General features: G+C 72.7%; 27 protein-coding genes and 1 riboswitch. Of the genes, 11 read left to right on the top strand and 16 right to left on the bottom strand.

Features of this window, described 5'->3' with window-relative positions; genetic code table 11:
• Nucleotides 1-74 precede the first annotated feature (74 nt).
• The 5 genes from ACH4NX_RS26210 to ACH4NX_RS26190 all read right to left on the bottom strand — a co-directional run bounded on the left by ACH4NX_RS26210 (nucleotide 75) and on the right by ACH4NX_RS26190 (nucleotide 4,871).
• Nucleotides 75-857, bottom strand: coding sequence for an SGNH/GDSL hydrolase family protein (locus tag ACH4NX_RS26210; RefSeq protein WP_351395032.1), 783 nt, complete (start codon nucleotides 855-857; stop codon nucleotides 75-77).
• A 66-nt stretch (nucleotides 858-923) separates the two neighbouring features.
• Nucleotides 924-1,964, bottom strand: coding sequence for a hemolysin family protein (locus ACH4NX_RS26205; RefSeq protein ID WP_398128919.1), 1,041 nt, complete (start codon nucleotides 1,962-1,964; stop codon nucleotides 924-926).
• Complete coding sequence (locus ACH4NX_RS26200; protein ID WP_398128918.1) at nucleotides 1,961-3,310, bottom strand: hemolysin family protein; 1,350 nt, start codon at nucleotides 3,308-3,310, stop codon at nucleotides 1,961-1,963. The genes ACH4NX_RS26205 and ACH4NX_RS26200 overlap by 4 nt, the downstream gene beginning before the upstream one ends.
• 156 nt (nucleotides 3,311-3,466) lie before the next feature.
• Nucleotides 3,467-3,892, bottom strand: a complete 426-nt coding sequence (locus ACH4NX_RS26195) for a GNAT family N-acetyltransferase (RefSeq protein ID WP_351395023.1) — start codon at nucleotides 3,890-3,892, stop codon at nucleotides 3,467-3,469.
• 88 nt (nucleotides 3,893-3,980) lie between these two features.
• Nucleotides 3,981-4,871 (bottom strand): LLM class F420-dependent oxidoreductase, encoded by an 891-nt coding sequence (locus ACH4NX_RS26190; RefSeq protein WP_398128917.1) that lies wholly within the window; start codon nucleotides 4,869-4,871, stop codon nucleotides 3,981-3,983.
• 222 nt (nucleotides 4,872-5,093) lie between these two features.
• On the opposite strand from ACH4NX_RS26190, the gene ACH4NX_RS26185 reads away from it, so the two are divergent.
• Together ACH4NX_RS26185 and ACH4NX_RS26180 are read left to right on the top strand one after the other, a co-directional pair.
• Nucleotides 5,094-5,321, top strand: coding sequence for a toxin-antitoxin system HicB family antitoxin (locus ACH4NX_RS26185; RefSeq protein WP_279564082.1), 228 nt, complete (start codon nucleotides 5,094-5,096; stop codon nucleotides 5,319-5,321).
• 17 nt (nucleotides 5,322-5,338) lie between these two features.
• Nucleotides 5,339-5,713 carry a fic family toxin-antitoxin system, toxin component gene (locus ACH4NX_RS26180; protein ID WP_351395018.1) on the top strand — a complete coding sequence of 125 codons (375 nt, stop codon included), beginning with the start codon at nucleotides 5,339-5,341 and terminating at the stop codon, nucleotides 5,711-5,713.
• Between the two features lie 3 nt (nucleotides 5,714-5,716).
• Here the strand turns inward: ACH4NX_RS26180 and ACH4NX_RS26175 are convergent, their stop codons facing one another.
• From ACH4NX_RS26175 to bioB, 4 genes are all read right to left on the bottom strand, one after another.
• Nucleotides 5,717-6,400, bottom strand: a complete 684-nt coding sequence (locus ACH4NX_RS26175; RefSeq protein WP_351395015.1) for a class I SAM-dependent methyltransferase — start codon at nucleotides 6,398-6,400, stop codon at nucleotides 5,717-5,719.
• Between the two features lie 144 nt (nucleotides 6,401-6,544).
• Nucleotides 6,545-7,261, bottom strand: coding sequence for a dethiobiotin synthase (gene bioD / locus ACH4NX_RS26170; protein ID WP_351395013.1), 717 nt, complete (start codon nucleotides 7,259-7,261; stop codon nucleotides 6,545-6,547).
• A 1-nt stretch (nucleotide 7,262) separates the two neighbouring features.
• A complete protein-coding gene (locus ACH4NX_RS26165) occupies nucleotides 7,263-8,549 on the bottom strand; it encodes an adenosylmethionine--8-amino-7-oxononanoate transaminase (RefSeq protein ID WP_351395011.1) in 1,287 nt (428 codons plus the stop codon).
• Nucleotides 8,542-9,762, bottom strand: coding sequence for a biotin synthase BioB (gene bioB, locus ACH4NX_RS26160; RefSeq protein ID WP_351395009.1), 1,221 nt, complete (start codon nucleotides 9,760-9,762; stop codon nucleotides 8,542-8,544). Before bioB ends, ACH4NX_RS26165 begins: the two co-directional genes overlap by 8 nt.
• Nucleotides 9,763-9,912: 150 nt before the next feature.
• Between bioB and ACH4NX_RS26155 the strand changes: the two genes are divergently transcribed.
• A complete protein-coding gene (locus ACH4NX_RS26155) occupies nucleotides 9,913-11,040 on the top strand; it encodes an 8-amino-7-oxononanoate synthase (protein WP_398128916.1) in 1,128 nt (375 codons plus the stop codon).
• Nucleotides 11,041-11,082: 42 nt separating this feature from the next.
• Here the strand turns inward: ACH4NX_RS26155 and ACH4NX_RS26150 are convergent, their stop codons facing one another.
• Nucleotides 11,083-11,325, bottom strand: coding sequence for a DUF397 domain-containing protein (locus ACH4NX_RS26150; RefSeq protein ID WP_351395003.1), 243 nt, complete (start codon nucleotides 11,323-11,325; stop codon nucleotides 11,083-11,085).
• Nucleotides 11,326-11,334: 9 nt separating this feature from the next.
• Complete coding sequence (locus tag ACH4NX_RS26145) at nucleotides 11,335-12,195, bottom strand: helix-turn-helix transcriptional regulator (protein ID WP_351395000.1); 861 nt, start codon at nucleotides 12,193-12,195, stop codon at nucleotides 11,335-11,337.
• A 213-nt stretch (nucleotides 12,196-12,408) separates the two neighbouring features.
• Here ACH4NX_RS26145 and ACH4NX_RS26140 point away from each other — a divergent pair, with 213 nt between their 5' ends.
• A complete protein-coding gene (locus ACH4NX_RS26140; RefSeq protein ID WP_351394997.1) occupies nucleotides 12,409-12,900 on the top strand; it encodes an ATP-binding protein in 492 nt (163 codons plus the stop codon).
• 87 nt (nucleotides 12,901-12,987) lie between these two features.
• Here the strand turns inward: ACH4NX_RS26140 and ACH4NX_RS26135 are convergent, their stop codons facing one another.
• Complete coding sequence (locus ACH4NX_RS26135; protein ID WP_351394995.1) at nucleotides 12,988-13,461, bottom strand: C40 family peptidase; 474 nt, start codon at nucleotides 13,459-13,461, stop codon at nucleotides 12,988-12,990.
• Nucleotides 13,462-13,464: 3 nt separating this feature from the next.
• A riboswitch (cyclic di-AMP (ydaO/yuaA leader) is annotated at nucleotides 13,465-13,609 on the bottom strand.
• A 495-nt stretch (nucleotides 13,610-14,104) separates the two neighbouring features.
• Nucleotides 14,105-14,473 (bottom strand): VOC family protein, encoded by a 369-nt coding sequence (locus ACH4NX_RS26130; protein ID WP_398128915.1) that lies wholly within the window; start codon nucleotides 14,471-14,473, stop codon nucleotides 14,105-14,107.
• Between the two features lie 264 nt (nucleotides 14,474-14,737).
• Here ACH4NX_RS26130 and ACH4NX_RS26125 point away from each other — a divergent pair, with 264 nt between their 5' ends.
• The 7 genes from ACH4NX_RS26125 to ACH4NX_RS26095 all read left to right on the top strand — a co-directional run bounded on the left by ACH4NX_RS26125 (nucleotide 14,738) and on the right by ACH4NX_RS26095 (nucleotide 19,658).
• Nucleotides 14,738-14,872 (top strand): hypothetical protein, encoded by a 135-nt coding sequence (locus ACH4NX_RS26125; RefSeq protein WP_351394989.1) that lies wholly within the window; start codon nucleotides 14,738-14,740, stop codon nucleotides 14,870-14,872.
• A gap of 165 nt (nucleotides 14,873-15,037) precedes the next feature.
• Nucleotides 15,038-15,340: an urease subunit gamma gene (locus ACH4NX_RS26120; RefSeq protein ID WP_100048517.1), complete on the top strand. Its 303-nt coding sequence runs from the start codon at nucleotides 15,038-15,040 to the stop codon at nucleotides 15,338-15,340.
• 14 nt (nucleotides 15,341-15,354) lie between these two features.
• On the top strand, nucleotides 15,355-15,666 hold the full coding sequence (locus ACH4NX_RS26115) for an urease subunit beta (RefSeq protein ID WP_398128914.1): 312 nt from the start codon (nucleotides 15,355-15,357) through the stop codon (nucleotides 15,664-15,666).
• Nucleotides 15,659-17,380 (top strand): urease subunit alpha, encoded by a 1,722-nt coding sequence (locus tag ACH4NX_RS26110; protein ID WP_398128913.1) that lies wholly within the window; start codon nucleotides 15,659-15,661, stop codon nucleotides 17,378-17,380. The genes ACH4NX_RS26115 and ACH4NX_RS26110 overlap by 8 nt, the downstream gene beginning before the upstream one ends.
• Nucleotides 17,381-17,388: 8 nt before the next feature.
• On the top strand, nucleotides 17,389-18,063 hold the full coding sequence (locus ACH4NX_RS26105) for an urease accessory UreF family protein (RefSeq protein WP_351394979.1): 675 nt from the start codon (nucleotides 17,389-17,391) through the stop codon (nucleotides 18,061-18,063).
• Nucleotides 18,064-18,225: 162 nt separating this feature from the next.
• Entirely contained in the window at nucleotides 18,226-18,900 is a 675-nt protein-coding gene (gene ureG / locus ACH4NX_RS26100) for an urease accessory protein UreG (protein WP_398128912.1), read from the top strand.
• Nucleotides 18,888-19,658 (top strand): urease accessory protein UreD, encoded by a 771-nt coding sequence (locus ACH4NX_RS26095; protein ID WP_398128911.1) that lies wholly within the window; start codon nucleotides 18,888-18,890, stop codon nucleotides 19,656-19,658. Before ureG ends, ACH4NX_RS26095 begins: the two co-directional genes overlap by 13 nt.
• A 97-nt stretch (nucleotides 19,659-19,755) precedes the next feature.
• Here ACH4NX_RS26095 and ACH4NX_RS26090 read toward each other — a convergent pair whose 3' ends face one another.
• The 3 genes from ACH4NX_RS26090 to proP form a co-directional block, all read right to left on the bottom strand.
• Nucleotides 19,756-20,790, bottom strand: coding sequence for an NAD-dependent epimerase/dehydratase family protein (locus ACH4NX_RS26090; RefSeq protein WP_398128910.1), 1,035 nt, complete (start codon nucleotides 20,788-20,790; stop codon nucleotides 19,756-19,758).
• Nucleotides 20,791-20,901: 111 nt separating this feature from the next.
• A complete protein-coding gene (locus tag ACH4NX_RS26085; RefSeq protein WP_351394969.1) occupies nucleotides 20,902-21,624 on the bottom strand; it encodes a lysophospholipid acyltransferase family protein in 723 nt (240 codons plus the stop codon).
• 178 nt (nucleotides 21,625-21,802) lie between these two features.
• Nucleotides 21,803-23,317 carry a glycine betaine/L-proline transporter ProP gene (proP, locus tag ACH4NX_RS26080; protein WP_398128909.1) on the bottom strand — a complete coding sequence of 505 codons (1,515 nt, stop codon included), beginning with the start codon at nucleotides 23,315-23,317 and terminating at the stop codon, nucleotides 21,803-21,805.
• Nucleotides 23,318-23,378: the final 61 nt, after the last annotated feature.

Below are 23,378 nucleotides of genomic sequence, written 5' to 3'. Positions count from 1 at the left end.
AAGCTACGAAAGCTACGAAAGCCGCGAAGGCCGCGAAGGCCGGGCGGGCCGGGCGGGCCGGGCGGGCCCGGGCATCAAGGAGTCAGGTCCTCGTACGGCAGCAGTTCCGGACGCTTGGGGGGCATCCCGTCCCCGGACGACCGGCCGGTCAGCCTGCGGCCTATCCAGGGCAGCAGGTACTGCCGGGCGAACCGGACGTCCGCGGTCCGGCGCATGACCCACCCCGGCGGGGGCGTCGCCGGGATCGGCGCGTGCCATTCGGGGTCCTCCGGCTCGTGACCGAGCGCCTGCCACACGGCCTCCGCGACCCGGCGGTGCCCGTCGGAGGTCAGGTGCAGCCGGTCCACGTCCCACAGCCGCGGGTCGGCCAGCGAGCGGGCCCCGTACAGGTCGACGACCACGGCGCCGTGCTGCTCGGCCAGGTCGTCGATGATGGCGAACAGTGCCTCCATACGCGGCCGGAACCGCTCCAGCACCGGCCCCTGGCGGCCCGGGCTGCGCATCAGCACCAGCTGTTCGCAGCGCGGCGCGAGGCGCTCCACGGCCTGCGTCAGCAGATCCCGTACCCGGGCCATGTCGCACTTGGGCCGCAGCGTGTCGTTGAGCCCGCCGACCAGCGTGATCACGTCGGCTCCCATGGCGGCCGCCACGTCGACCTGCTCGTCGACGATCTGCCCGATCAGCTTCCCGCGCACCGCGAGGTTCGCGTACCGGAAGCCGGGGGAGCGGGCGGCCATCCGCGCGGCGAGGAGGTCGGCCCAGCCCCGGTAGGAGCCGTTGGGCAGCAGGTCCGACATGCCCTCGGTGAAGGAGTCGCCGACGGTGACAAGGCTGGTGTGAGTGGGATGCGTCTGCATGGCGACAGAAATGGTAGCCCCTGCACATACCCGCCGGTCGGTCGCCCTCCGGCAGGGCACGGAGGCTCACGTACGTCGCCCGAACAGCTCCCGCAGCACGTCCTCCATGGTCACCAGCCCCGCCAGCCGGCCGTCGGAGCCGATCACGGCCGCCAGATGCGTACGACTGCGACGCATCGCGGTGAGCACGTCGTCCAGCGGGGTGCGCTCCCGCACCCGCGCGATGGGCCGCATGTCCCTCAGCCGGAAGGGCAGGTCCCGCGGCGAGGCGTCCAGGGCGTCCTTCACATGCAGGTAGCCGACGATCCGCCGCCCGTCGTCCACCACCGGGAAACGGGAGAACCCGGACTCCACCGACAGCCGCTCCAACTGCTCCGCGGTGATGCCCACGCGCGCGTGGACGACGCGTTCCAGTGGCAGCACCACGTCCCGCACCGGCCGCCGGCCCAGCTCCAGGGCGTCGTGCAGACGCTCCTGGGCCCGGTCGTCGATCAGGCCGGCCTCACTGGCGTCCTTCACGATCTCGGCCAGCTCCGCGTCCGTGAAGGTCGAGGAGACCTCGTCCTTCGTCTCGACCCTGAGCAGTCTGAGCAGCGCGTTCGCGAAGGCGTTGACCGTGAAGATCACGGGTCGCAGCGCCCGGGACAGCGCCACCAGCGGCGGCCCGAGCAGCAGCGCGCTGCGCACCGGCTCGGCCAGCGCGATGTTCTTCGGCACCATCTCACCGAGCAGCATGTGCAGGTACGTCGCCAGCGCCAGGGCGATCACGAAGGACACCACGTGCCCCGCGCCGGAGGGCACTCCCACCGCGTGGAACACCGGCTCCAGCAGGTGCGCGATCGCCGGTTCCGCGACCACGCCGAGGACCAGCGTGCACAGCGTGATGCCCAGCTGGGCCGCCGCCATCAGCGCCGACACGTGCTCCAGACCCCACAGCACGCTCCTCGCGCGCCGGCCGCCCTCCGCTCCCGCCGCCCCCGTCGCCCCGGCCTCGACGGCCTGCTCCACCTGGCTGCGGCGCACGGAGATCAGCGCGAACTCGGCCCCCACGAAGAAGGCGTTGACGACGAGCGTCGCCAGCCCGATCAGCAGCTGTACGGCGGTCACCGGCCGGCCTCCCCTTCGTCCGCGTCGGCGGTGCGCGCGTCGTCGAGCGGCGCGCGCAGCAGCACCCGGGCCGCCCTGCGGCCCGTGGCGTCCACGACGTCCAGCCGCCAGCCGGCCACCTCCAGAGTGTCGCCGACGGCGGGAATGTGCCCCAGCCCGGCCGCGACCAGCCCGGCGACCGTCTCGTACGGCCCCTCGGGCACCTTGAGTCCCAGCCGCGCGAGCCGGTCCACGCGCGCCGCACCGTCGGCCCGGTACAGCGCGTGGCCCTGGTCGTCGGTGCCGGCCGGGTCCAGCTCGGGCGTCTCGTGCGGGTCGTGCTCGTCCCGCACCTGGCCGACGACCTCCTCGACGATGTCCTCCAGCGTGGCCACGCCCGCCGTCCCGCCGTACTCGTCGATCACGACGGCCATCGTGCGCCGCCCGGAGAGCCGGTCCAGGAGCCGGTCGACGGTCAGTGACTCCGGGACGAGCAGCGGCTCGCGCATCAGCTCGGCGACGGCGATCCGGCTCCGCCGCTCGGCCGGCACCGCGAGTACGTCCTTGACGTGCGCCGTCCCGACCACGGCGTCGAGAGTGTCCTGGTAGACGGGGAACCGGGACAGCCCGGTCGCCCGCGTCGCGTTCGCCACGTCCTCGCACGTCGCCCGGGCGTCGAGGGCGACGACCTGGACGCGCGGGGTCATCACGTTCTGAGCCGTCAGGTCGGCCAGGTTCAGGGTCCGCACGAACAGCTCGGCGGTGTCGGCCTCCAGAGCGCCCTCCTTGGCCGAGTGCCGGGCGAGCGCCGCCAGCTCCTGCGGTCCGCGCGCGGACGCCAGCTCCTCGGCGGGCTCCACGCCGAACCGGCGCACGATGCGGTTGGCCGTGTTGTTCAGGTGGGTGATGAAGGGCCGGAAGGCGGCGCTGAACCAGCGCTGCGGACCACCCACCCGTTTGGCCACGGCCAGCGGCGAGGAGATCGCCCAGTTCTTCGGCACCAGCTCGCCGACGATCATCAGGAAGACCGTCGACAGGGCCGTGCCCAGCACCAGCGCCAGCGAGGATGCCGCCGAGCGCGACACCCCCACGCTCCTGAGCGGACCCGCGATCAGCGCCGCGACCGACGGCTCGGCGAGCATGCCGACCACCAGGTTGGTGACCGTGATGCCGAGCTGCGCCCCGGAGAGCTGGAAGGTCAGGTTCCGTACGGCCTTCAGAGCACTCGCCGCACCCCGCTCGCCCCGCGCCGCCGCGCGCTCCAGCTCGCCGCGCTCGACGGTGGTCAGCGAGAACTCGGCCGCGACGAAGGCGCCGCACACGAGCGAGAGCAGGATCGCCACCAGCAGCAGGAGCACTTCGGTCATCGGGTCACCTCGGGTCCATGATCGGCCAGGACGCGGTGGCCCGCGCGACGGGGTGCGCCGGGGGAGGACGCCGGGTGAGGTGCCGGGGCGGGCGTCTGGGCGGGCGCCGGGAGGCTCGCCGATGCGGACTCGCTCATGCGCCGTTGCTCACACCTTTCAGTCGGTGAGGGCCTTCACCCAGCGTCGCCACTGTTCCTCGGGCGCGTACCCGGCCGCCCGCCAGGCATGCTGGGCCCGCTCGTTGCGCCGCAGCACCATCGCGTCCCCGCGGCGCCCGCCCAGCCGTACGAACCGCTCCTCCGCGGCCGCGAGCAGCGCCGAGCCGATGCCCTGACGCCGGTGGTCCGGGTGCACCGCCAGCCGGTACAGATGACAGCGCCACCCGTCGAAGCCCGCGATCACCGTGCCCACCAGGTCCCCGCCCCGCTCGGCCAGAAGCAGCGCCTGGGGGTCGCGGGCGACCAGCCGCTCCACGCCCTCCCGGTCGTCGCTGATGCTCGTCCCCTCGGCGGCCGTCTTCCAGAAGGCCAGCACGGCGTCCAGGTCCCCGGGCCCGGCGGCCCGTACGCGCGGTTCGTTCATACGGTGATCCCACCACGCGCGCCGGACCGTCACGCGGCATTCCGGCATGCGGACCCTCGCGGCGCGCACCGCCACGAGGGGCCGGCCGTCAGGCGTCGCGCAGCGCCCGCATCACCGGGGCGAAGACCTCCATGTACGGCTCCAGCACGGTCAAGTAGGTGAAGCCGTACCGCTCGCGCTGCGCCCGTACCTGCGCGGTGATCTGCTCCAGGGTCCCGGCCAGGAAGATGGGCAGCTCCAGTACCTGGTCGGCTCCCAGGTGCGGAACGTGCTCCAGGAGGGGCCGGGCGGCGGCCTCGCGGTCCTCCGTCACGACGACCGTCTGGATGAGCAGATTCAGCTCCGCCGGTGTCTCACGGCCCGCCGCCAGCTCCCGGTACCGGGCCACGCGCTCGTCGAGCTCCTCCGCCGTGACCGGGGCGAGCTGCCCCGTCGTACTGCCCCGCACCGTACGTCCGCCCGTGAACGCGGCGATGGCGGCGTGCCGGGCGGTCAGCTCCAGCATCCGGTCGCCGTTGGCGCCGATCAGCAGTGGCACCCCCGGCCGCTGCACCGGCCGCGGCTGGTACTCCTCGTCACCGAGCAGCCGCTCCAACTCCTCGACGGTGCGCCGCAGATGGTCCACCCGCTCACCGGGCGAGCCGAACGGCAGCCCCGCCGCGTCGTGCTCCGCCCGTACGTAGCCGGTGCCGAGCCCGAGTTCCAGGCGCCCGCCCGTCAGGGCGTCCGTGGTCGCCACCTCCCGGGCCAGCAGGGCGGGATTCCAGAAGCCCGCGTTGAGCACGAAGGTGCCCAGCCGGGGCCGCTCGGTGACCCGGGCCGCCGCGACCAGCGCCGGGAACGGCGCAGGCATGCCGAGATGGTCCGGAACCAGGATCACGTCGTACCCGAGATCCTCGGCCCGCCGGCATTTCGCGGCCCACTCGTCGGCGGGTGCGGACGCCATCAGGTTGACGCCGAAGCGGAACGGACGCGACATGAACTCTCCTCCACGCTGGGGCACTTCGGGTATCGCGAGTCAATCACCCGTACGCGGTGGCCGCCAGCGCCTTCCTGTGCGGCACGCGGCGCACGCGCCGGCGCCTGCGCCGCGTGCCGCGCCCACCACCGCGGCCACCGTGCCCCCACCCGCCGGGATCCGCCGGGCTTCCGCGGGCCGCCGCCCTTGCCGGTGCTAGCGTTCCGGCGCTAGCTTCGAGGTATGGCGAAGACCCGGAAGGCCCAGCTGAACGTGCGGGTGGACGAGGGCACCGCCCGGGCGGCCCGCGAACGAGCGGTGGCCCGGGGGATGAGCGTCAACCGCTACATCGAGGAACTGGTCCGGCAGGACACCGGCGAAGCCGGCCACACCTTCGTGGAGGCCGCCGCCGACTTCATGCGGCAGTACGAGAAGGTGTTCGCCGAGGAGGTCGGCGAAGGCCGCGGCTGAGCCGCCGACGCCTCCGGATGAACGACCTCACCATCGATCTCGCCTGGCTGCTGATGCTCGCCGAACAGCACACCCCGGGAGACCCCCAGGTCACCGACTGGGGAGCGCTCGTCGCGGCCGTCGCCCGACACCGGGCCGAGATATTCGACACCCCCGTCTACGAGGGCCCGCACGCCCGCGCCGCCGCGCTGCTCCAGCTGCTGATCCACGTCCCCGCGCTGGAGCGCTCCAACGCCCTGTTCGCCTCCGCGGTCGCCTACGCCTACCTGGTCGCCGGCGGGGTCGAGGTCGCCACCACGCCCGAGCAGGTGCGGGACCTCGCCCTGCTGGTCAAGAACGGTGAGGCGTCGGTCGACGAGATCGCGGACGAGCTGCGCCGGTGGAGCGTGTGACGACTACGCCTCCGCCTCCCGCCAGGCCGTGCCCAGCACGCAGTACGAACTCGGCAGCGCCGGCCCGTTCTCCGGCATCAGCACCCGGCGGTAGGGCCCGAGCGTGAACCCCGCGCCCCGCAGCGCGGCGACCGGCTCGCGGGACAGGTGGCAGCCGCCGGACAGCGGAGGCCACAGGGTCCGGTCCAGCGCGCGCTGGGTGAAGGTCATCACCCGGCCGCCGCCCCGGCCGTGCTCGAAGAACCGCAGCTCGCCGCCGGGGCGCAGCACCCGTCTCAGCTCCCCGAGCGCCCGCGGCACGTCCCGGACGCTGCACAGCACCAGCGAGACCACGGCCGCGTCGAAGGCCTCGCTCTTGACCGGCAGCGCCTCCGCCGCACCCGGCGCGACGTCGACCGGCACCTGAGCGCGCAGCGCCGCCTCCACGGCCAAGTGCCGCAGCACCCGCTCGGGTTCGATGGCGACGACCTCCGAGACGGTGCCCGGGTAGTGGGAGAAGTTCAGCCCGTTGCCCGCGCCGACCTCGATCACCCGCCCGGACAGCCCGGCCAGCAGACGTTCGCGCACGCGGCCCATGCCCATCCGGATCTCGGCGCTCTCACTGAACCGGGCGTAGCAGCGGGCGAACAGCGGATGGTGCACGGCGTCCCGCGGCACCCCGCGGGGACGAGCGGATCGCGGCGCCATGGGACCTCCCTCACGAGGTGGTGCCTTACCGCGATTGTCCCCCCTGCGAGCACCGCGCACCCACCGCGCGGACGGCTTCTTTCCGGGCGCCTCGCTTCCGCCCGGGGTGCCGGGCGGTCGCCGGCCCCCGAGCCGGTCCGTCGGTCAGGGCGCTTCCCGGGCCCGGAACGCCTCCGCGTCCCAGGTGCCCTCCAGCCGGGGCGCCAGCCACAGCGGGGCCGCCGACCGGAAGGCGGCCGGCGGAAGGGAGCCCGCTCCGGCCGGCAGGGCGCCGAGCAGGGGGGCTCCGGCCACCTCGGGAAGGTCCACGAGATTGCAGCGCGAGGCGAGGTCCGGGGCCCCGGGCCAGCTGCCGATCACCACGCCCGGCAGTTCCAGGCCACGGGAACGCAGCTCACGCGCCGTCAGTTCCGTGGTGTTCAGCGTGCCCAGCCCGGCCGAGGCCACCACCAGCACCGGCGCGCCCAGCAGTCCGGCGACGTCCGCCAGCGTCCCGCCGGCCGCGTCGAAGCGTACGAGGAGCCCGCCCGCGCCCTCGACCAGGACGAGGTCGTGCTCGGTGGCCAGCTTGTCCGCGGTCTCCGCCACCTCCTCCGGGCGCACCGGCGCCCGGCCGGCCCGCCGCGCGGCCGTACCCGGCGCCAGCGGTTCCGGGTAGCGGGCGACCTCGGCCGCCGTCACGGCGCCCGCGAGACGCGCCACCTCCCGGGCGTCCCCGGGCTCGTCCGGCCGTACGCCCGTCTGCGCGGCCTTCAGTACGGCCACCGACCGGCCGCCCGCCAGCGCCGCCGCGGCGACGGCGGCGGTCACGACCGTCTTGCCGACCTCCGTGCCCGTGCCCGTGATCACCAGTACCGGCATGTCATCCCTCCCGTGCCGCCGCGCACACCGCGCGGGCGATCCGTGCCACGTCCGCGTCGTCCGTGACGTACGGCGGCATGGTGTAGACCAGATCGCGGAACGGCCGCAGCCACACGCCCTCGCGCGCGGCCGCCGCCGTCGCCGCCCGCATGTCGACGGCGTGGTCGAGCTGCACCACGCCGATCGCGCCGAGTACCCGTACGTCCCGCACGCCCGGCGTCCCGGCGGCGGACGCGAGACCCTCCCGCAGGCCCGCCTCGATCCGCTTGACCTCCGCGAGCCAGTCCTGGCCGAGCAGCAGCCCGATCGACGCGCACGCCACGGCCGCCGCCAGCGGATTGCCCATGAACGTCGGCCCGTGCGCCAGCACCGGCACCTCGCCCCGCGAAATGCCGTCGGCCACCCGGGAGGTGCACAGCGTGGCCGCCATCGTCAGATAGCCGCCGGTCAGCGCCTTGCCCACGCACATCACGTCCGGCGTCACCGCCGCGTGCTCCGCCGCGAACAGCGCGCCCGTACGCCCGAACCCGGTCGCGATCTCGTCGAACACCAGCAGCACGTCGTGCGCGTCGCACGCCTCGCGCAGTACCCGCAGATAGGCGGGGGAGTGGAACCGCATCCCGCCGGCGCCCTGCACCACCGGCTCGACGATCACCGCGGCCAGCTCGTCGGCGTGCCGCTCGACCGACGCGCGTAGGTGATCCGCGTACGACTCCTCGTACTCCGCCGGCGGCGCGTCCGCGAAGACCTGGCGCGGCAGGACGCCCTGCCACAGCTCGTGCATCCCGCCCTCGGGGTCGCACACCGACATGGGCTGCCAGGTGTCACCGTGGTAGCCGCCGCGCCAGGTCAGCAGGCGCCGCTTGGCCGGGCGGCCCAGCGACCGCCAGTACTGCAGACACATCTTGACCGCGACCTCGACCGACACCGACCCGGAATCGGCGAGGAAGACGTGCTCCAGGCCCTCGGGTGACATGTCGACAAGGAGCTTCGCCAGCCGTACGGCGGGCTCGTGGGTGAGCCCGCCGAACATCACATGGCTCATCCGCCCCAGCTGCTCGCGCGCGGCCTCGTTCAGCACCGGGTGGTTGTAGCCGTGGATCGCCGACCACCAGGACGACATCCCGTCGACCAGCTCGCCCGAGCCGTCGGCCGGCCGCAGCCGCACCCCGCTCGCCGACTCCACGACGAGCGGGTCCTGCCGGCCGGGCATGGGGCCGTACGGATGCCAGACGTGCCGCCGGTCGAGCGCCAGCAGCTCGTCCACGGACAGCGCGGGCTCAGGCATTGGGCGCGAGGTCCGTTCCGGCACCACGGCGGCGTACGGCGACCAGGTCCGTACGGACTTCGCCGGCCGCCGCCGGACCGGCGGCGGCCGGCGCGGAACCGCGGGGTCCGCCGCTCTCCTGGGACCCGCAGCCTCCGCCGCTCTCGTGCGATCCGCAGGGCCCGCCGTCCTCGTGCGACCCGCAGCCGCCACCGCCACCGCCCGTCGTCGCCCGGTGCCCGGGCAGGGTCACCTGGTCGGCGCCCTCCACCTCGAAACCGGCGTCCGCGATCATCTCCAGGTCGGCATGGCCCGCCTGGCCCTCGCTGGTGAGGTAGTCGCCCAGGAAGATGGAGTTGGCCAGATTCAGCGCGAGGGGCTGCATCGTGCGCAGGTGGACCTCGCGCCCGCCCGCGATGCGCACCTCGACGTCCGGGCAGACGAACCGCGTCATCGCCAGGATGCGCAGGCAGCGCTGCGGGGTGAGGTGCCACTCCTTGGCCAGCGGCGTGCCCTCCATCGGGATCAGGAAGTTGACCGGTACCGAGTCCGGGTCCAGCTCGCGCAGCGAGAAGACCACGTCGACCAGGTCCTCGTCGCTCTCGCCCATGCCCGCGATCAGACCCGAACAGGCGGACAGCCCGGCCGCGTGCGCCCTGTTCACCGTGTCCACCCGGTCGGCGTACGTGTGCGTGGTCGTGATGTCCCCGTACGTCGCCTCGGACGTGTTGAGGTTGTGGTTGTAGGCGTCGGCGCCCGCCTCGCGCAGCCGCTCCGCCTGGCCGTCGGAGAGCAGGCCCAGGCAGGCGCACACCTCGACGGCCTCGTTCTGGTCCTTGATGGCCCTGATGGTGTCCGAGACCCGGTCCACGTCCCGGTCGGTCGGGCCGCGCCCGCTGGCCACCAGGCACACCCTTTTGGCGCCCCCGGCCACGCCCGCGGCGGCGGCCTGCGAGGCCTGGTCGGGCTTGAGCCAGGTGTACTTGAGGATCTCGGCCTTGGAGCCGAGCCGCTGCGAGCAGTAGGAACAGTCCTCGGGGCACAGGCCCGACTTGAGGTTGACGAGGTAGTTGAGCTTCACCCGTCGGCCGAACCAGTGACGGCGTACCTTGCCCGCCGCGGCCACCACATCGAGCAGGTCGTCGTCGGAAGTGGCGAGGACGGCAAGAGCCTCCTCGCGGGTCGGCGACTCGCGCCGAAGCCCCTTGTCCACCAGCGTGTTCAGCAGGTCCATGAGAGCCGATCCTGTCCTACGGGGCCACCCGGGGCCAAGGAGAGTTTGCACAACACTGACAGATCGCCGTGTGGGTATCGCCACACCTCGCGGGGGCTGTCGTGCCGCTAATGTCTGTCCACTGCCTACAAAACTCCGGAGGACCGTCCCATGGCGTTCGGCTGGATCGACGAGCAGGCCAGGGCGCGCCGCCGGGCCGGACTCGTACGGGTTCTGCGCCCCCGTCCGGCCGACTCGCCGCTGCTGGACCTGGCGAGCAACGACTACCTCGGACTGGCCCGGCACCCGGAGGTCACCGAGGGCGCGGCGCGGGCCGCGCGGAGGTGGGGGGCCGGCGCGACCGGATCCCGGCTGGTGACCGGCACGACCGAGCTGCACGCGGAGCTCGAACGCGAACTGGCCGCCCACTGCGGTTTCGAGGCCGCGCTCGTCTTCTCCTCCGGCTACGCGGCCAACCTCGCCGCGGTCACCGCGCTGGCGCCGCACGGCTCCCTCGTCGTCTCCGACGCGGGCAACCACGCCTCACTGATCGACGGTTGCCGACTGGCCCGCGGCACGACGCAGGTGGTGGCGCACGCCGACCCGGACGCCGTACGCAAGGCACTGGCGACGCACGACGGACCCGCCGTCGCCGTCTCCGACACGGTCTTCTCGGTCGACGGCGACGCCGCCCCGCTCGCCGCGCTCGCCGGGGCGTGCCGGGAGCACGGCGCCGGGCTGGTCGTCGACGACGCCCACGGTCTCGGCGTCCTGGGCGACGGCGGCCGCGGCGCCCCGCACGCGGCGGGACTCGCGGGCGCCGACGACGTCGTCGTGACGGTGACGCTGTCCAAGTCGCTCGGCAGCCAGGGCGGCGCCGTGCTCGGCTCCGCCCGGGTGATCGAGCACCTGGTCAACGCGGCCCGGACCTTCATCTTCGACACCGGCCTCGCCCCCGCGGCGGCGGGCGCGGCGCTCGCGGCGCTCACCCTGCTGCGCCGCGAGCCGGATCGGGCGGCGCGGGCCCGCGCGGTGGCGGCCGAACTGCACGCACGCCTGACCGGCCTGGGGCTTTCCGCGGTACGGCCGGACGCCGCGGTCGTCTCGGTGCGCGCCCCTTCCCCGGAGGGGGCGCTACGGTGGGCGGCCGAGTGCCGTGCGGCCGGCCTGTCCGTGGGCTGCTTCCGCCCTCCTTCCGTACCCGACGGCGTCTCACGGCTCAGGCTGACCGCTCGTGCGGACCTCTCCGGGGATCAGATCGAACGCGCTGTACGGGTGATCGGCGAAACGCGGCCATGAGTCGGCGTGACACGGCCGTGCGTCGCCCGATGCCGGTCCGGTTCAGTGGCGGTGGATCCCGGCCGTGAACGACGCCCAGCTCCCGGGGGAGAAGAGCAGCGCGGGTCCGGCCGGGTCCTTGGAGTCGCGTACGGCGAGCAGTCCGGCACAGGGGCCGGCCGACGGCCTCGCCGTCTCGACGCAGTTGTTCGCCCCGGTGCTGTAACTGCTGCGCAGCCACCGCACACCGGGCAGATCGGTGCCGGCGGGGATGTTCCGGGGAAGTGCGGACGTGGAGCCTGTCATGGTGCCTCCTCACGCGCCTGCCGCTGTCGCGGCGATGAAGTCCAACGAGTCCTCGGGCGAAAGGGCATGGATCAGAAGAGCGTCGAAGGCCTCGGTGTAGGCCTCTAGGTCTTCTTTCCGTTCGAGGTGCAGGCTACTCGTCAAGTGGTCGAGAACAACCACGTCTAGATCAGAAGTGCTCGAAAAAGAAAAGATTACGAAAGGGCCGGTGACACCGATGTGCGCCCCGGCGGCGAACGGCAGTACCTGGAGCCGGACATGTGGCAGGCGCGCGGCCTCGACCAGCCGGGCCAGCTGACGGGCCATGACTCCGGGTCCGCCCACCTCCCGGCGCAGCACCGACTCGTCCAGGACCGCGCTCAGTCTCAGCGGTGTCCGTGCCCGCAGCACGTCCTGCCGGGCCAGCCGGACCTCCACCAGTGTGTCCAGCCGTTCCTCCGGCAGCCCGTCCACCGCGGCGCGCGTCACCGCGCGGGCGTACTCGGGCGTCTGCAGCAGCCCGGGGACCACCGTGGTCTCCAGCGTGCGCATCGCGCTCGCCTGGGACTCCAGGCTGATGAAGTCGCGGTAGGTCGGCGGCAGCACCCCGCGATAGGCGTGCCACCAGTGGTTGCGGCCGCCCGCGTCGTCGGAGCCGGCCAGCGTCACCAGCAGCTCCCGCAGCTGGTCGTCGGCCACGCCGTAGGCGTCCAGCAGTAACCGCACGTCGGCCGGTCTCGCCCCGCTCGTCCCGGTCTCGATCCTGCTGACCTTCGACTGGTGCCAGCCCACCAGCCGGGCCGCCTCGCCGCTGGTGATCCCCGCCGACGTGCGCAGGGCGCGCAGTTCCGCGCCCAGCTTCCGGCGGCGCACCACGGGACCATGTTGCATGGGCCACTCCTCTACTCCCTGTGGGCCGCCCACATACGCTCTGCCGTCGCAGAGTTCACCGCATCGAGCGACAGATATATGCACATCTTGGTGGATCGCCGCCCTTCACGGCCTGAGGGTGGCAGTCTGACGGCGAAGCACCAGTCCGGGACCGTACTCGAACCGTCCGCTCCATGTCGGGTCGCGGTCCCGCGGGAAAGGGACGAGCTCGCCATGGCAGACCATCTGGAAGCATCCGTCACTCTGCCGAGCGATCCCGCCTCGGTGGCCGCCGCGCGCACGTATGTGGTCGGCACGCTGGCGGAGTGGGGCCTGCCGGCGGACACCGAGGTGTCCGAGACCGTCCGGCTCATCGTCTCCGAGCTGACGACCAACGCGGTCCAGCACACCCTCGGCCAGTCGCCCACCTTCACGGTGGACCTCGCACTCGACCGTGACGAGCGGCTGCGCATCGGCGTCACCGACAGCCATCCGCGGTTCCCCAAGCGCCTGCCCGCAGCCGTCCAGCAGGACAACGGCCGCGGCATGGTGATCATCCGCTGGCTGACGGCGGAGTGCGGCGGCAGGCTGAGAGTGCGGCCCACGCGGGAGGGCGGCAAGACCATCTCCGTCGAACTGCCCTGGACACCGCCGGGCAGTCCGGTGGCTCCCGAGCCCGCCGCGGCCGTGGGGCAGGCCGCCGACCGGCGGGAGACTCAGCGGTGAGGCGCCGACAGCCTCCGGAGCGCCGCCGCATACCACGCACCCGAGGGGGAGTCGGCGGCGTGGCCCGCCGACTCCCCCTCGGGTGCGCTACTTGACCCGGCCGTACCAGACGCTGCCGGTCCAGATCTTCTGCAGACGCACCACGTCCCCGGTCTTCGGGGCGTGCCAGATCTTGCCCTTCCCGGCGTAGATGCCGACGTGGTAGACGCTGCGGCCCGAGTGGAAGAAGACCAGGTCCCCGGCCTTGCGGCTGTTGGCGGAAATACGACGTGTCTTGTTGTACTGCTGAGCCGCGGTGCGCGGCAGCTTCTTGCCGGCCTTCTTGAACGAGTACAGGGTCAGCCCGGAGCAGTCGAACCTGCGTGGTCCGACGGCGCCCCATGCGTACGGTGAGCCCTTCTTGGAGGCCGCGATCTTGAGGGCCTTCGTCGCGTAGGTGGCCGCGGCCGCCTCGGAGGCGGCACCGGGGACCACGACGGATCCGCCGATGGCGGCGAGGGTGAGGGCCGAGGCCGTACCGGCACGGGCCATCAGCGACGGGACACGATTGAGCGCGGACATGCGCAACCCTTCGTCAGCCGCCTGTGAAGGGTGACCTGTCGGATTCGGGCTGGCGAAGTTGCCCGGCCGCACGAGTGCGGCTTCACCCCAAGGGCTGCCCGGCCCGGTGCCTCTCCCGCGGAGATGACCGTTCCGGCGACCCGTCGTGCTCGGGTCCTCCACTCCTGCCGATCCACTCCTGTCGACCGGTCGTCCGGGCGGCGGCAGGACTCGGCGTCCGCCCGGACCGCCCCGCCGCTGCGGCGGGGGCTTGTCGTCAGTCACGGATCTTGTCTCCTCCAGAGGGAGAATCCCAACGGAACGTGCCCTTTGTGTTGTTACCCGCCACTCACCCGTTCGGGTGGACGCCTCCCTGTTCGAGTCACCTCCCGGCGTGGTGCCGACCCCCGGGACCAGCGGCGGAGCCCCCCATTGCGCTGTCCGGGCACGCGGGTCGCGCAACCTCGGCCGGTCGGAAATCGATGGTGTTCCTACGCCGAAAGGGGGTACGCCGTTTGGTCCGTTTCACCCCCTGGTGTGTCAACTGCCGGACCGGGGCGGAAGGTCGACACGCGCAGTCCGCCGTCCAGCACGCGCGGCGCCCGGGCCGGGGTGGCGGAGCGCGGATCCGTCTCGCCCCGGATCGGTGGGGCCGTGGCCGCGGTCATCCTCCGTTCGGTGGCTCGTGCAGGCCGAAGGAGGAGCCCTGGTCGTCCCGGCACAGCACGAACCGGCCGAACCGGGCCGCCGACTCCGCGTCCTCCTCGCCCTCCTCGCCGAGGTCCTCGACCGCGCCGCCCAGCTCCCGGACCCGGGCCACCGCCGCGTCCAGGTCGTCGACCCGGAAGAAGAGGTACGGAGAGGCTCCCGCGTCGCCCCCGTGCAGGCCGCCCGGCACTCCCGCGGTGCCGATGGAGAACCCGCGCCCCGTGGGGCCGGGTTCGAGGTGCCAGCCGAACAGGGAGCCGTAGAAGACCCGCCCGCGCTCGGGATCGGCCACACCGAGCTCGAAGAACGACGGTTCGCCCGTCATGGGGCACCTCCTGCGGGTCGGTGGACTGTGCTCGCCCCCCCGACCCGATCGTCCTCCCCGCCCGGCGGCGGCGCAGCCCGTCGTCGCGAGGCGAACGGTAGGCGGCCGTCATCACCGACGTGCCCGGTGCCCTCCGCGGCGTGTACGAGCGCGCCGCGCTGGAGAGTCCGCCGCGCCGCCCGTCCCCGGTGAGCTCATCGCCCGCACCCTGGCGCGGGAGCGGTCGGCGGTGACGAAAGCGGTCAGCGGCTGTTCCCGCGGCTCATGGTCCAGGACTGGGCCCAGTACGCGCTGTTCGGCGGCTTTCCCCCGGAGGTGCTCCAGGAAGGCATGCGGGGGTTGTTGAGCATGCGGGAGACCGGTGACGGCACCGGTAATGAGCCGGTCAAATCCGGGTGACGTGCCCGAAACACTGTAGCCCTACTCTCCACCCCGATCCACCTGCGGTTTTTGGGCACACGCGAGTGCATTCCAGCGCATTCATGTGTGTTACATCTATAGCCGTCGCGGTGGCCGCGGCAGCCGGACCGCCCGGTCCTGGCGTGATGTCCTGTGAGGTGGTAAGTGCAACTGACCCCGCACGAGCAGGAGAGACTGCTCATTCATGTGGCCGCGGACGTGGCGGAGAAGCGCCGCGCACGAGGCGTGAAGCTCAACCATCCCGAGGTCGTCGCACTGATCACCTCGCACATCCTCGAAGGTGCCCGCGACGGTCGCACGGTCGGTGAACTCATGGCCTCCGGCCGCAAGCTGATCCAGCGCGACGAGGTCATGGAGGGCATACCCGAGATGATCCACGACGTGCAGGTCGAGGCAACCTTCCCCGACGGCACCAAGTTGGTCACCGTCCACGATCCGATCATCTGACGGGGACGGCAGCCATGATTCCCGGAGAGATCCTCTTCGCCGACGAGCCGGTCGCCTTCAACGAGGGGTGCCAGACCACCCGTCTGACCGTGCTCAACACCGCCGACCGGCCCGTCCAGGTCGGCTCCCACTACCACTTCGCCGAGGCCAACCCCGCTCTCGACCTCGACCGCGCCCTCTCTCACGGCAAGCGGCTCAACATCGCCGCCGGTACCGCCGTCCGGTTCGAGCCCGGCATCCCGGTCGACGTGGAGCTCGTCCCGCTCGCCGGCGACCGCGTCGTCGTGGGTCTGCGCGGCGCGACCGGAGGTGCCCTCGATGTCTGAACTGTCCCGCCCCGCCTACGCCGACCTGTTCGGCCCGACCACCGGCGACCGCGTCCGTCTCGCCGACACCGACCTGCTCGTCGAGATCGAGGAGGACCGCTCGGGCGGCCCGGGCCGCTCCGGCGACGAAGCCGTCTTCGGCGGCGGCAAGGTGCTGCGCGAGTCCATGGGCCAGTCCCGTGCCACCCGCGCCGACGGCGCCCCCGACACCGTCATCACCGGCGCCCTGATCATCGACCACTGGGGCGTCGTCAAGGCCGACATCGGCATCCGTGACGGCCGGATCACCGGCATCGGCAAGTCCGGCAACCCGGACACCATGGACGGCGTCCACCCCGACCTCGTCATCGGCCCCGAGACGGAGGTCATCGCGGGCAACGGCAAGATCGTCACCGCCGGCGGCATCGACACCCACGTCCACTTCATCGCGCCGGCCGCCGTCGACGAGGCCCTCGCCTGTGGCATCACCACCCTCATCGGCGGCGGCACGGGACCGGCCGAGGGCAGCAAGGCGACCACCGTCACCCCCGGCTCCTGGCATCTCGCGCGGATGTTCGCCGCCCTGGAGACCAGCCCCGTCAACATCGGCTTCCTGGGCAAGGGCAGCACCATGTCCAAGGAGTCCATGCGCGACCAACTGCGCGCCGGCATCCTCGGCTTCAAGATCCACGAGGACTGGGGCGCCACCCCCGCCGTCATCTCCGCCTGCCTGGACGTCTGCGACGAGTCGGGCGTCCAGCTCGCCATCCACACCGACACCCTCAACGAGGCCGGATTCGTCGGCGACACCTTCGACGCGGTGGCCGGCCGCACCCTGCACGCCTTCCACGTCGAGGGCGCCGGTGGCGGCCACGCGCCTGACATGATCACGGCGGTCTCGCTGCCCAACATGCTGCCGGCGTCCACCAACCCGACCCGGCCGCACACCGTCAACACCGTCGAGGAGCACCTCGACATGCTGATGGTCTGCCACCACCTCAACCCCGCCGTCCCCGAGGATCTGGCCTTCGCGGAGTCCCGCATCCGGCCCAGCACCATCGCGGCCGAGGACATCCTGCACGACATGGGAGCGATCTCCATCATGTCGTCGGACGCCCAGGCCATGGGCCGCATCGGAGAGGTGATCCTGCGGACCTGGCAGACCGCGCACGCGATGAAGCGGCGCCGGGGCTTCCTGCCGGGCGACACCCGCGCCGACAACCTGCGCGCCCGCCGCTATGTCGCCAAGTACACCATCAACCCCGCCGTCGCCCAGGGCATCGAGCACGAGGTCGGGTCCGTCGAGAGAGGCAAGCTCGCCGACCTGGTGCTGTGGGACCCGCGGTTCTTCGGTGTGAAGCCGCAGTTGGTACTCAAGGGCGGTCAGATCGCGTACGCGCAGGTCGGCGACGCCAATGCCTCCATCCCCACCCCGCAGCCGGTCCTGCCGCGCCCGATGTTCGGCGCGCTCGGCACGGCACCCGCCGCCAACTCGGTCGCCTTCGTGGCCGAGGCGGCCATCGAGGACGGCCTGCCCGAACGCCTGGATATCGGGAGGGAGCTGGTGCCCATCCGGTCGACCAGAGGCCGTACCAAGGCGGACATGCGCCAGAACGACGCCCTGCCGCGCGTCGAGGTCGCCGCGGACTCCTTCGCGGTGACCATCGACGGCGAGCTCGTCGAACCCGCTCCCGTCGCCGAACTGCCGCTCGCGCAGCGGTACTTCCTCTTCTGAGCGCCGACATGAGCCGCGCGACACTGCTCGTCCTCGCGGACGGCCGCTTCCCCGCCGGAGGGCACGCCCACTCCGGCGGGGCGGAGGCCGCCGTCCGGGCGGGCCACATCACCGACGCCGCGAGCCTGAAGGAGTTCTGCCGGGGACGGCTGCACACGAGCGGGGCCGTCGCGGCATCCCTCGCGGCAGCCGCGGCCCTCGGCGTCGGCCCCGGCGAACTCGACCAGGCCGCGGACTCCCGCACCCCGTCCCCCGCTCTGCGGGCGGCGGCCCGCAGACTCGGGCGGCAGCTCATGCGGGCCGCCCGTGCCACCTGGCCGCATCCAGAACTCGACGCGCTGGCCCGGCGGTTTCCCAAGGGCGCCCATCAGCCCGTCGTCCTCGGGCTCGCGGCCCGGGCGGCCGGGCTGGGGCCGCTGGACGCGGCGTACTGCTCCGCCTACGAGGGGGTCAGCGGACCGGCGACAGCCGTGGTGCGGCTGCTCGGCCTCGACCCGTTCGACGCGACCGGCGTACTCGCCCGGCTCGCGCCGGAGCTGGACCGGGTGGCCGAGGACGCCGTGGAGGCGGGGCTGCGGGCCGTGACCGAGGGAGCCGGCACGCTGCCCGCGCGGTCCGCGCCGTTGCTGGAGACCGGGGCGGAGGCGCATGCCGCCTGGCCTGTGCGGTTGTTCGCCTCGTAGCGGGTTCCGCCCCCGCCGCCCCCTCCATTCCCGATCCCGGGGCTGGCCCCTTCGACCCCGCCGGGGGGGCTCTGCCCCCGGCCCCCCGGCGGCCTGAACGGCCTCGTCCTCGAACGCCGGACGGTCCGGCAGTGCCGGCCTCAGTCTCACAGGAGTCGCAGCATGCATCTCGACCATCACCACGACCTCCCCGCCGTCTCCGCCGATGCCCACCGGCCCGACGGCCGCCGCCGTGCCCTGCGCGTCGGGCTCGGCGGGCCCGTCGGGTCCGGGAAGACCGCGACCGTCGCCGCGCTCTGCCGGGCGCTGCGTCAGGAGCTGTCCCTCGCCGTCGTCACCAACGACATCTACACCCGCGAGGACGCCGAGTTCCTGCTCCGGGAGGCGGTGCTGCCGCCCGAGCGGATCAGTGCCGTCGAGACCGGGGCCTGTCCGCACACCGCCATCCGGGACGACATCTCCGCCAACCTCGAGGCCGTCGAGGACCTGGAGGACGAGGTCGGGCCGCTCGACCTGGTCCTGGTGGAGTCCGGCGGGGACAACCTCACCGCCACCTTCTCCAGGGGACTCGTCGACGCCCAGGTCTTCGTCATCGACGTGGCCGGCGGGGACGACATCCCGCGCAAGGGCGGACCCGGCGTCGCCACCGCCGACCTGCTGATCGTCAACAAGACCGACCTCGCCCCGTACGTCGGTTCCGACCTCGCGCGGATGGCCGCCGACGCGAAGGCCCAGCGCGGCGAACTGCCCGTCGTGCTCCAGTCCTTGCGGAGCCCGGACGGCGTACGGGACGTCGCCGACTGGGTACGGGCCCGGATCGCCGCGTGGACGGCGTGACCGCGCCGGGCGGAGTGCGCGCGAGGGCGAGCATCGTCGCACGCGGTGACGGGCGGGGCGGCACCGCCCTGCCCGTGCTGAAGGGCGAGGGGCCGCTGGCCGTGCGGCGTACCCGGGGGAGCGGTGCCGAGGCCCGGGTCATGCTGGTCGGCGCGATGAGCGGACCGCTCGGCGGCGACCACTTCGCGGTGGACGCCGAGGCGGCCCCGGGCGCCCGGCTGCGGGTGGGCTCGGCCGCCGCCACCCTCGCCCTGCCGGGGCAGGACAAGGCCGGGGCCCGCTACGACGTCCGGCTCACCGTCGGCGACGACGCCGAGCTGCGCTGGCTGCCCGAACAGCTCATCTCCGCGCACGGCAGTGAACTGAGCGTCACCACACGTGCCGACCTCGCCGCCACCGGGCGTCTCCTGCTGCGCGAGGAACAGGTGCTCGGACGGTCCGGTGAGGAACCCGGGCGGCTCACCAGCCGTCTGACGGTACGGATAGCGGGCCGGTGCGTGCTCGACCAGGAGCTGGCCTGCGGGCCCGGCGCCCCGGGCGGCTGGGACGGCCCCGCCGGGCTCGCGGGACACCGCGCGCTGGGCCAGCTCGTCGTCGTACGCCCGGAGTTCGCCGCCGAGCCGCCGAAGGCGCGCACTCTCGCCCAGGGCGCGGCCGTGGTGCCGCTCGCCGGGCCCGCCGCGCTGGTGACGGCCGTGGCGACCGACGCGTTGCGGCTCAGACGCCTGCTGGAGGAGGGGCTGGCCTCACTGGGCTGAGGACCCGGCCCGGCCTCGCGGACTCGGTGGTCGCGCGGACCGGAACGGAAGGGGAGGAGGGGCGGCCCGTCCGTATCGGCCGCCCCTCCCGTCGGCCTCACGCCTGCCGCGCCGCCGACCAGGTGTCCTCCGCCGCGTAGTCGAACAGATCGCCGTACGCCTGGAACATCTTCGGGTACGCCTCCCGCCAGTCCCGTCCGGCCAGCCGCTCCTCGATGAAGGCGACCGTCTCCGGCAGGGTCTCGGCGTACCGGACCACCGGGCGGTAGCCCAACTGCCGCTCGGCCGCCGCCATGTCGCACACCACCGGCGCGGGCACGGACCACGGCGTGTCGCCCACGCCGCCCGCGGGCGGCGGGCCGTCCACCAGTACGTCCTCGGCCTCGAAGCCCATCACCGCGTCGATCGCCGCCGCGATCTCCGCCACGGTCGGCGCGTCCGGATCGACCGCGTTCAACACGCGAGTGCCCGGTCGCGGCGCGGCCAGCCGGACCAGTTCGGCGATGTTGTGCACGCTCGCCGGGTGGAAGCGGCTCGCACCGCCGTACGCGAGGACACGCCGGCGCCTGCCGTCGAGGACGCGCTTGACGAAGTACAGCTCGCGCGGCGTCCGGCAGTACGGCCCGTGGACGGCGCCCGCGCGCAGCAGTGTGACGGGCAACCGGTCGCCCGCGGCGAGGAGCTCACGCTCCAGGGCGACCTTGCGGGTGCTGTAGGAGGTGTCGCCCGGCCGGGTCGTGCGCTGCTCCTCGGTGAGCGGCACGGGGTACTCGGGGAAACCGTCGGGCTCGGCCTGGGTGTCGAAGTTGCGGCCCTTGTCGTCCTCGTAGACCGACACACTGGAGATCACCACGGCGGAACCGACCCGCCCGGCGAGCGAGACCAGTTGCCGCGCGTGCCCGCCCCCGAAGGCGACCATGTCCACCAGGACGTCGCAGCCTTCGCCGACCGCCGCGGACAGGGCCGCGTCGTCCTCCCGGTCGGCCCGCACCACGCGTACGTCCCCGGGCCAGTCCCCGTCCCTCTCGCCGCCCCGCGAGACGGCCGTCACCTCCCAGCCGTCCCGGGCCAGCGCCCCCACGGCCACCCGTCCGATCTGTCCCGACGCTCCGACCACCACAGCACGTGTCATACGTCAGACCGTAGGCGCCCGTCGGCGGTCCGGCCACGCCCCTCTGCCGACGGCAGACAACAGGAACCGCACGGCGACCGCGAGTGTCCGACGGCGGGCCACCGCCCCCGACTAGCGGTGCGGCAGCCGGGGGAACCTCGGTCCCTTCGCGGCCTTCGCCGCCTCCTCGGCCTTCACGTCGGCCGCGTACCGGTCGACGTACTCCTGCCCGGACAGCGTCAGGACGGCGTACATGATCTCGTCGGTGACGGCGCGCAGCACGGCCTTCTCGCGTTCCAGGCCGGCGTACCGGGAGAAGTCCAGCGGCCGGCCGAACCGGATCACCACGGGGTGCAGCTTCGGGATCTTCCGTCCCGGCGGCTGTGCCTCGAAGGTGCCGATCATCGCGCAGGGCACGACCGGCACGCCGGCCCTGAGCGCCATCACCGCGACGCCGACCTTGCCCTTGTACAGCCGGCCGTCGTGCGAGCGCGTGCCTTCCGGGTAGATGCCGAGCAGCTCGTCCCTGCCCAGCACGCCGAGTCCCTCGCGGATCGCGGCCTGCCCCGCCTCCTTGCCGGTGCGGTCGACGGGGATCTGCCCGGCGCTGCGGAAGAAGAAGGCGGTCAGCCGGCCCTTGAGGCCGGGGCCGGTGAAGTACTCGGCCTTGGCGAGGAAGGTGATGCGGCGTCTGAGTACCGCGGGCATCAGGAAGTGGTCCGAGAACGAGAGGTGGTTGCCCGCGACGATCGCCGCCCCCGACGCCGGCACGTGGTCCAGGCCCTCGATCCGGGGGCGGAAGACCACTCTCAACAACGGGCCCAGCAGTACGTACTTGAGCACGTAGTAGAACACGGTGTGTCTCCCACTCTCCCGGTAGGCACGGCACGGCTTTCGAGCCGGACGTCCGCGTCCGGTGATCGATCGTAGCCCGGACCGCGGCGGTCCGTCCGGGACGGGTACGGACGCTCTTGGGGCCCGACGCGACGAGCGGGCGGTGGGGTGCGCACCCCACCGCCCGCTCGACGCGTGATCAGAACTTCGGCGTCGGAGCCTGCGACTCGACCATCTCCGCCGCCTCCTCGTCGGTCTGCACCGAAGGCGGTGAACCCTCGAGGGGCCGCTGGGCCGTCTCCTTCATGCAGGCCACCGCGACGATGCCGACCAGGGCCGCGGCCATCGCGTAGTAGGCCGGCATCATGTCGGAGCCGGTCACGCTGATCAGGGCGGTGATGACCAGCGGTGTCGTGCCGCCGAACAGGGACGCCGACAGGTTGTAGCCGACCGAGAGGGACCCGTACCGGACGTTGGTCGGGAACATCGCCGGGAGCGCCGCCGACATCGTGCCCAGCAGACAGACCAGGGACAGGCCGAGCATCAGCATGCCGGCCGAGACGGCGAGCAGACTGCCCTCCTGCACCAGCACGAAGGCCGGGGCGGACAGCACGAAGAAGCTGATCATGCCGGTCATGAGGAGGGGCTTGCGGCCGAAACGGTCGGACAGACGGCCGACCTGGTTGATGATCAGCATCAGCACCACCATGGTGGCCACCAGGATCATCAGGCCGTGGCTCTCGCTGTAGTGCAGCTCGTCCGACAGGTACGTGGGCATGTACGACAGCAGCATGTAGTCGGTGATGTTGTACGCGCCGACGAGCGCGATGCACAGCACCAGCGCGCGCCAGTGCGTGCGGAAGATCTTGGCGAGGTCGCCCCGGGCGGTGGTCTCCACCGCGGTCGCCGCCTCCGAGATGTGGACGTTGGAGTCCTCCAGTTTCAGGAAGGCGGGTGTGTCGTCCAGCTTCAGCCGCAGATAGATACCGACGATGCCGAGCGGCGCCGCGACCAGGAAGGGGATGCGCCAGCCCCAGGCGTCCATGGTGTCGCTGCCGAGCCAGGCCGTGAGGCCGGTGACCAGACTCGCGGCGCCGGTGTACCCGGCCAGCGTTCCCAGCTCCAGGAAGCTGCCGAAGAACCCGCGCCGCTTGTCGGGCGCGTACTCGGCGATGAAGGTGGAGGCACCGCCGTACTCGCCGCCGGTGGAGAAGCCCTGGAGCAGGCGGAAAACGATCAGCAGGACGGGGGCCCAGAAGCCGATGGAGTCGTAGCTGGGGATGAGCCCGATGGCGGCGGTGCCGATCGCCATGAGGATCATCGTCAGCGCGAGCACCTTCTTGCGGCCGACCTTGTCACCCATCGGGCCGAAGACCATGCCGCCGAGCGGGCGCACCAGGAACGCCACGGCGAACGTGGCGAACGAGGAGAGCAACTGCGCGGTGTCACTCCCGGACGGGAAGAACACGCGGCCGATGGTGCCGGCCAGATAGGCGTAGATGCCGAAGTCGAACCATTCCATGGCGTTGCCGAGAGAGGCGGCCTTCACCGCTCTCTTGACCGCGGCCTCGTCCGTGACGGTGATGTCCGACCGGCGCAGCCGGGGGTTCTGCCGACGCCTGATCGCCCGGAAGAGAGCCGGGTGGCGGCGGATCGCCGCGGTGTCGGGTTCTTGGCCGTTCTCGGTGGGGGACGTGGCGGCCTCCCTTTCCACGCGCAGCCGCTCCTGACGGAGTGCTGCTCGGTCGTACGTTTCTCAGGGTCGTACCGTTCCC

The sequence above is a fragment of the Streptomyces sp. NPDC017225 genome, from assembly GCF_044331465.1.
Taxonomy (GTDB): Bacteria; Actinomycetota; Actinomycetes; order Streptomycetales; family Streptomycetaceae; genus Streptomyces.
This window is presented reverse-complemented; position numbering and strand designations above follow the sequence as displayed.

What these genes read in the sequence shown, in the direction of transcription:
- ACH4NX_RS26210 (WP_351395032.1), bottom strand. Translation starts at nt 857, where the DNA reads ATGCAGACGCATCCCACTCACACCAGCCTTGTCACCGTCGGCGACTCC.
- ACH4NX_RS26200 (WP_398128918.1), bottom strand. Translation starts at nt 3,310, where the DNA reads ATGACCGAAGTGCTCCTGCTGCTGGTGGCGATCCTGCTCTCGCTCGTG.
- ACH4NX_RS26195 (WP_351395023.1), bottom strand. Translation starts at nt 3,892, where the DNA reads ATGAACGAACCGCGCGTACGGGCCGCCGGGCCCGGGGACCTGGACGCC.
- ACH4NX_RS26190 (WP_398128917.1), bottom strand. Translation starts at nt 4,871, where the DNA reads ATGTCGCGTCCGTTCCGCTTCGGCGTCAACCTGATGGCGTCCGCACCC.
- ACH4NX_RS26185 (WP_279564082.1), top strand. Translation starts at nt 5,094, where the DNA reads ATGGCGAAGACCCGGAAGGCCCAGCTGAACGTGCGGGTGGACGAGGGC.
- ACH4NX_RS26180 (WP_351395018.1), top strand. Translation starts at nt 5,339, where the DNA reads ATGAACGACCTCACCATCGATCTCGCCTGGCTGCTGATGCTCGCCGAA.
- ACH4NX_RS26175 (WP_351395015.1), bottom strand. Translation starts at nt 6,400, where the DNA reads ATGGCGCCGCGATCCGCTCGTCCCCGCGGGGTGCCGCGGGACGCCGTG.
- bioD (WP_351395013.1), bottom strand. Translation starts at nt 7,261, where the DNA reads ATGCCGGTACTGGTGATCACGGGCACGGGCACGGAGGTCGGCAAGACG.
- ACH4NX_RS26165 (WP_351395011.1), bottom strand. Translation starts at nt 8,549, where the DNA reads ATGCCTGAGCCCGCGCTGTCCGTGGACGAGCTGCTGGCGCTCGACCGG.
- bioB (WP_351395009.1), bottom strand. Translation starts at nt 9,762, where the DNA reads ATGGACCTGCTGAACACGCTGGTGGACAAGGGGCTTCGGCGCGAGTCG.
- ACH4NX_RS26155 (WP_398128916.1), top strand. Translation starts at nt 9,913, where the DNA reads ATGGCGTTCGGCTGGATCGACGAGCAGGCCAGGGCGCGCCGCCGGGCC.
- ACH4NX_RS26150 (WP_351395003.1), bottom strand. Translation starts at nt 11,325, where the DNA reads ATGACAGGCTCCACGTCCGCACTTCCCCGGAACATCCCCGCCGGCACC.
- ACH4NX_RS26145 (WP_351395000.1), bottom strand. Translation starts at nt 12,195, where the DNA reads ATGCAACATGGTCCCGTGGTGCGCCGCCGGAAGCTGGGCGCGGAACTG.
- ACH4NX_RS26140 (WP_351394997.1), top strand. Translation starts at nt 12,409, where the DNA reads ATGGCAGACCATCTGGAAGCATCCGTCACTCTGCCGAGCGATCCCGCC.
- ACH4NX_RS26135 (WP_351394995.1), bottom strand. Translation starts at nt 13,461, where the DNA reads ATGTCCGCGCTCAATCGTGTCCCGTCGCTGATGGCCCGTGCCGGTACG.
- ACH4NX_RS26130 (WP_398128915.1), bottom strand. Translation starts at nt 14,473, where the DNA reads ATGACGGGCGAACCGTCGTTCTTCGAGCTCGGTGTGGCCGATCCCGAG.
- ACH4NX_RS26125 (WP_351394989.1), top strand. Translation starts at nt 14,738, where the DNA reads ATGGTCCAGGACTGGGCCCAGTACGCGCTGTTCGGCGGCTTTCCCCCG.
- ACH4NX_RS26115 (WP_398128914.1), top strand. Translation starts at nt 15,355, where the DNA reads ATGATTCCCGGAGAGATCCTCTTCGCCGACGAGCCGGTCGCCTTCAAC.
- ACH4NX_RS26110 (WP_398128913.1), top strand. Translation starts at nt 15,659, where the DNA reads ATGTCTGAACTGTCCCGCCCCGCCTACGCCGACCTGTTCGGCCCGACC.
- ACH4NX_RS26105 (WP_351394979.1), top strand. Translation starts at nt 17,389, where the DNA reads ATGAGCCGCGCGACACTGCTCGTCCTCGCGGACGGCCGCTTCCCCGCC.
- ureG (WP_398128912.1), top strand. Translation starts at nt 18,226, where the DNA reads ATGCATCTCGACCATCACCACGACCTCCCCGCCGTCTCCGCCGATGCC.
- ACH4NX_RS26090 (WP_398128910.1), bottom strand. Translation starts at nt 20,790, where the DNA reads ATGACACGTGCTGTGGTGGTCGGAGCGTCGGGACAGATCGGACGGGTG.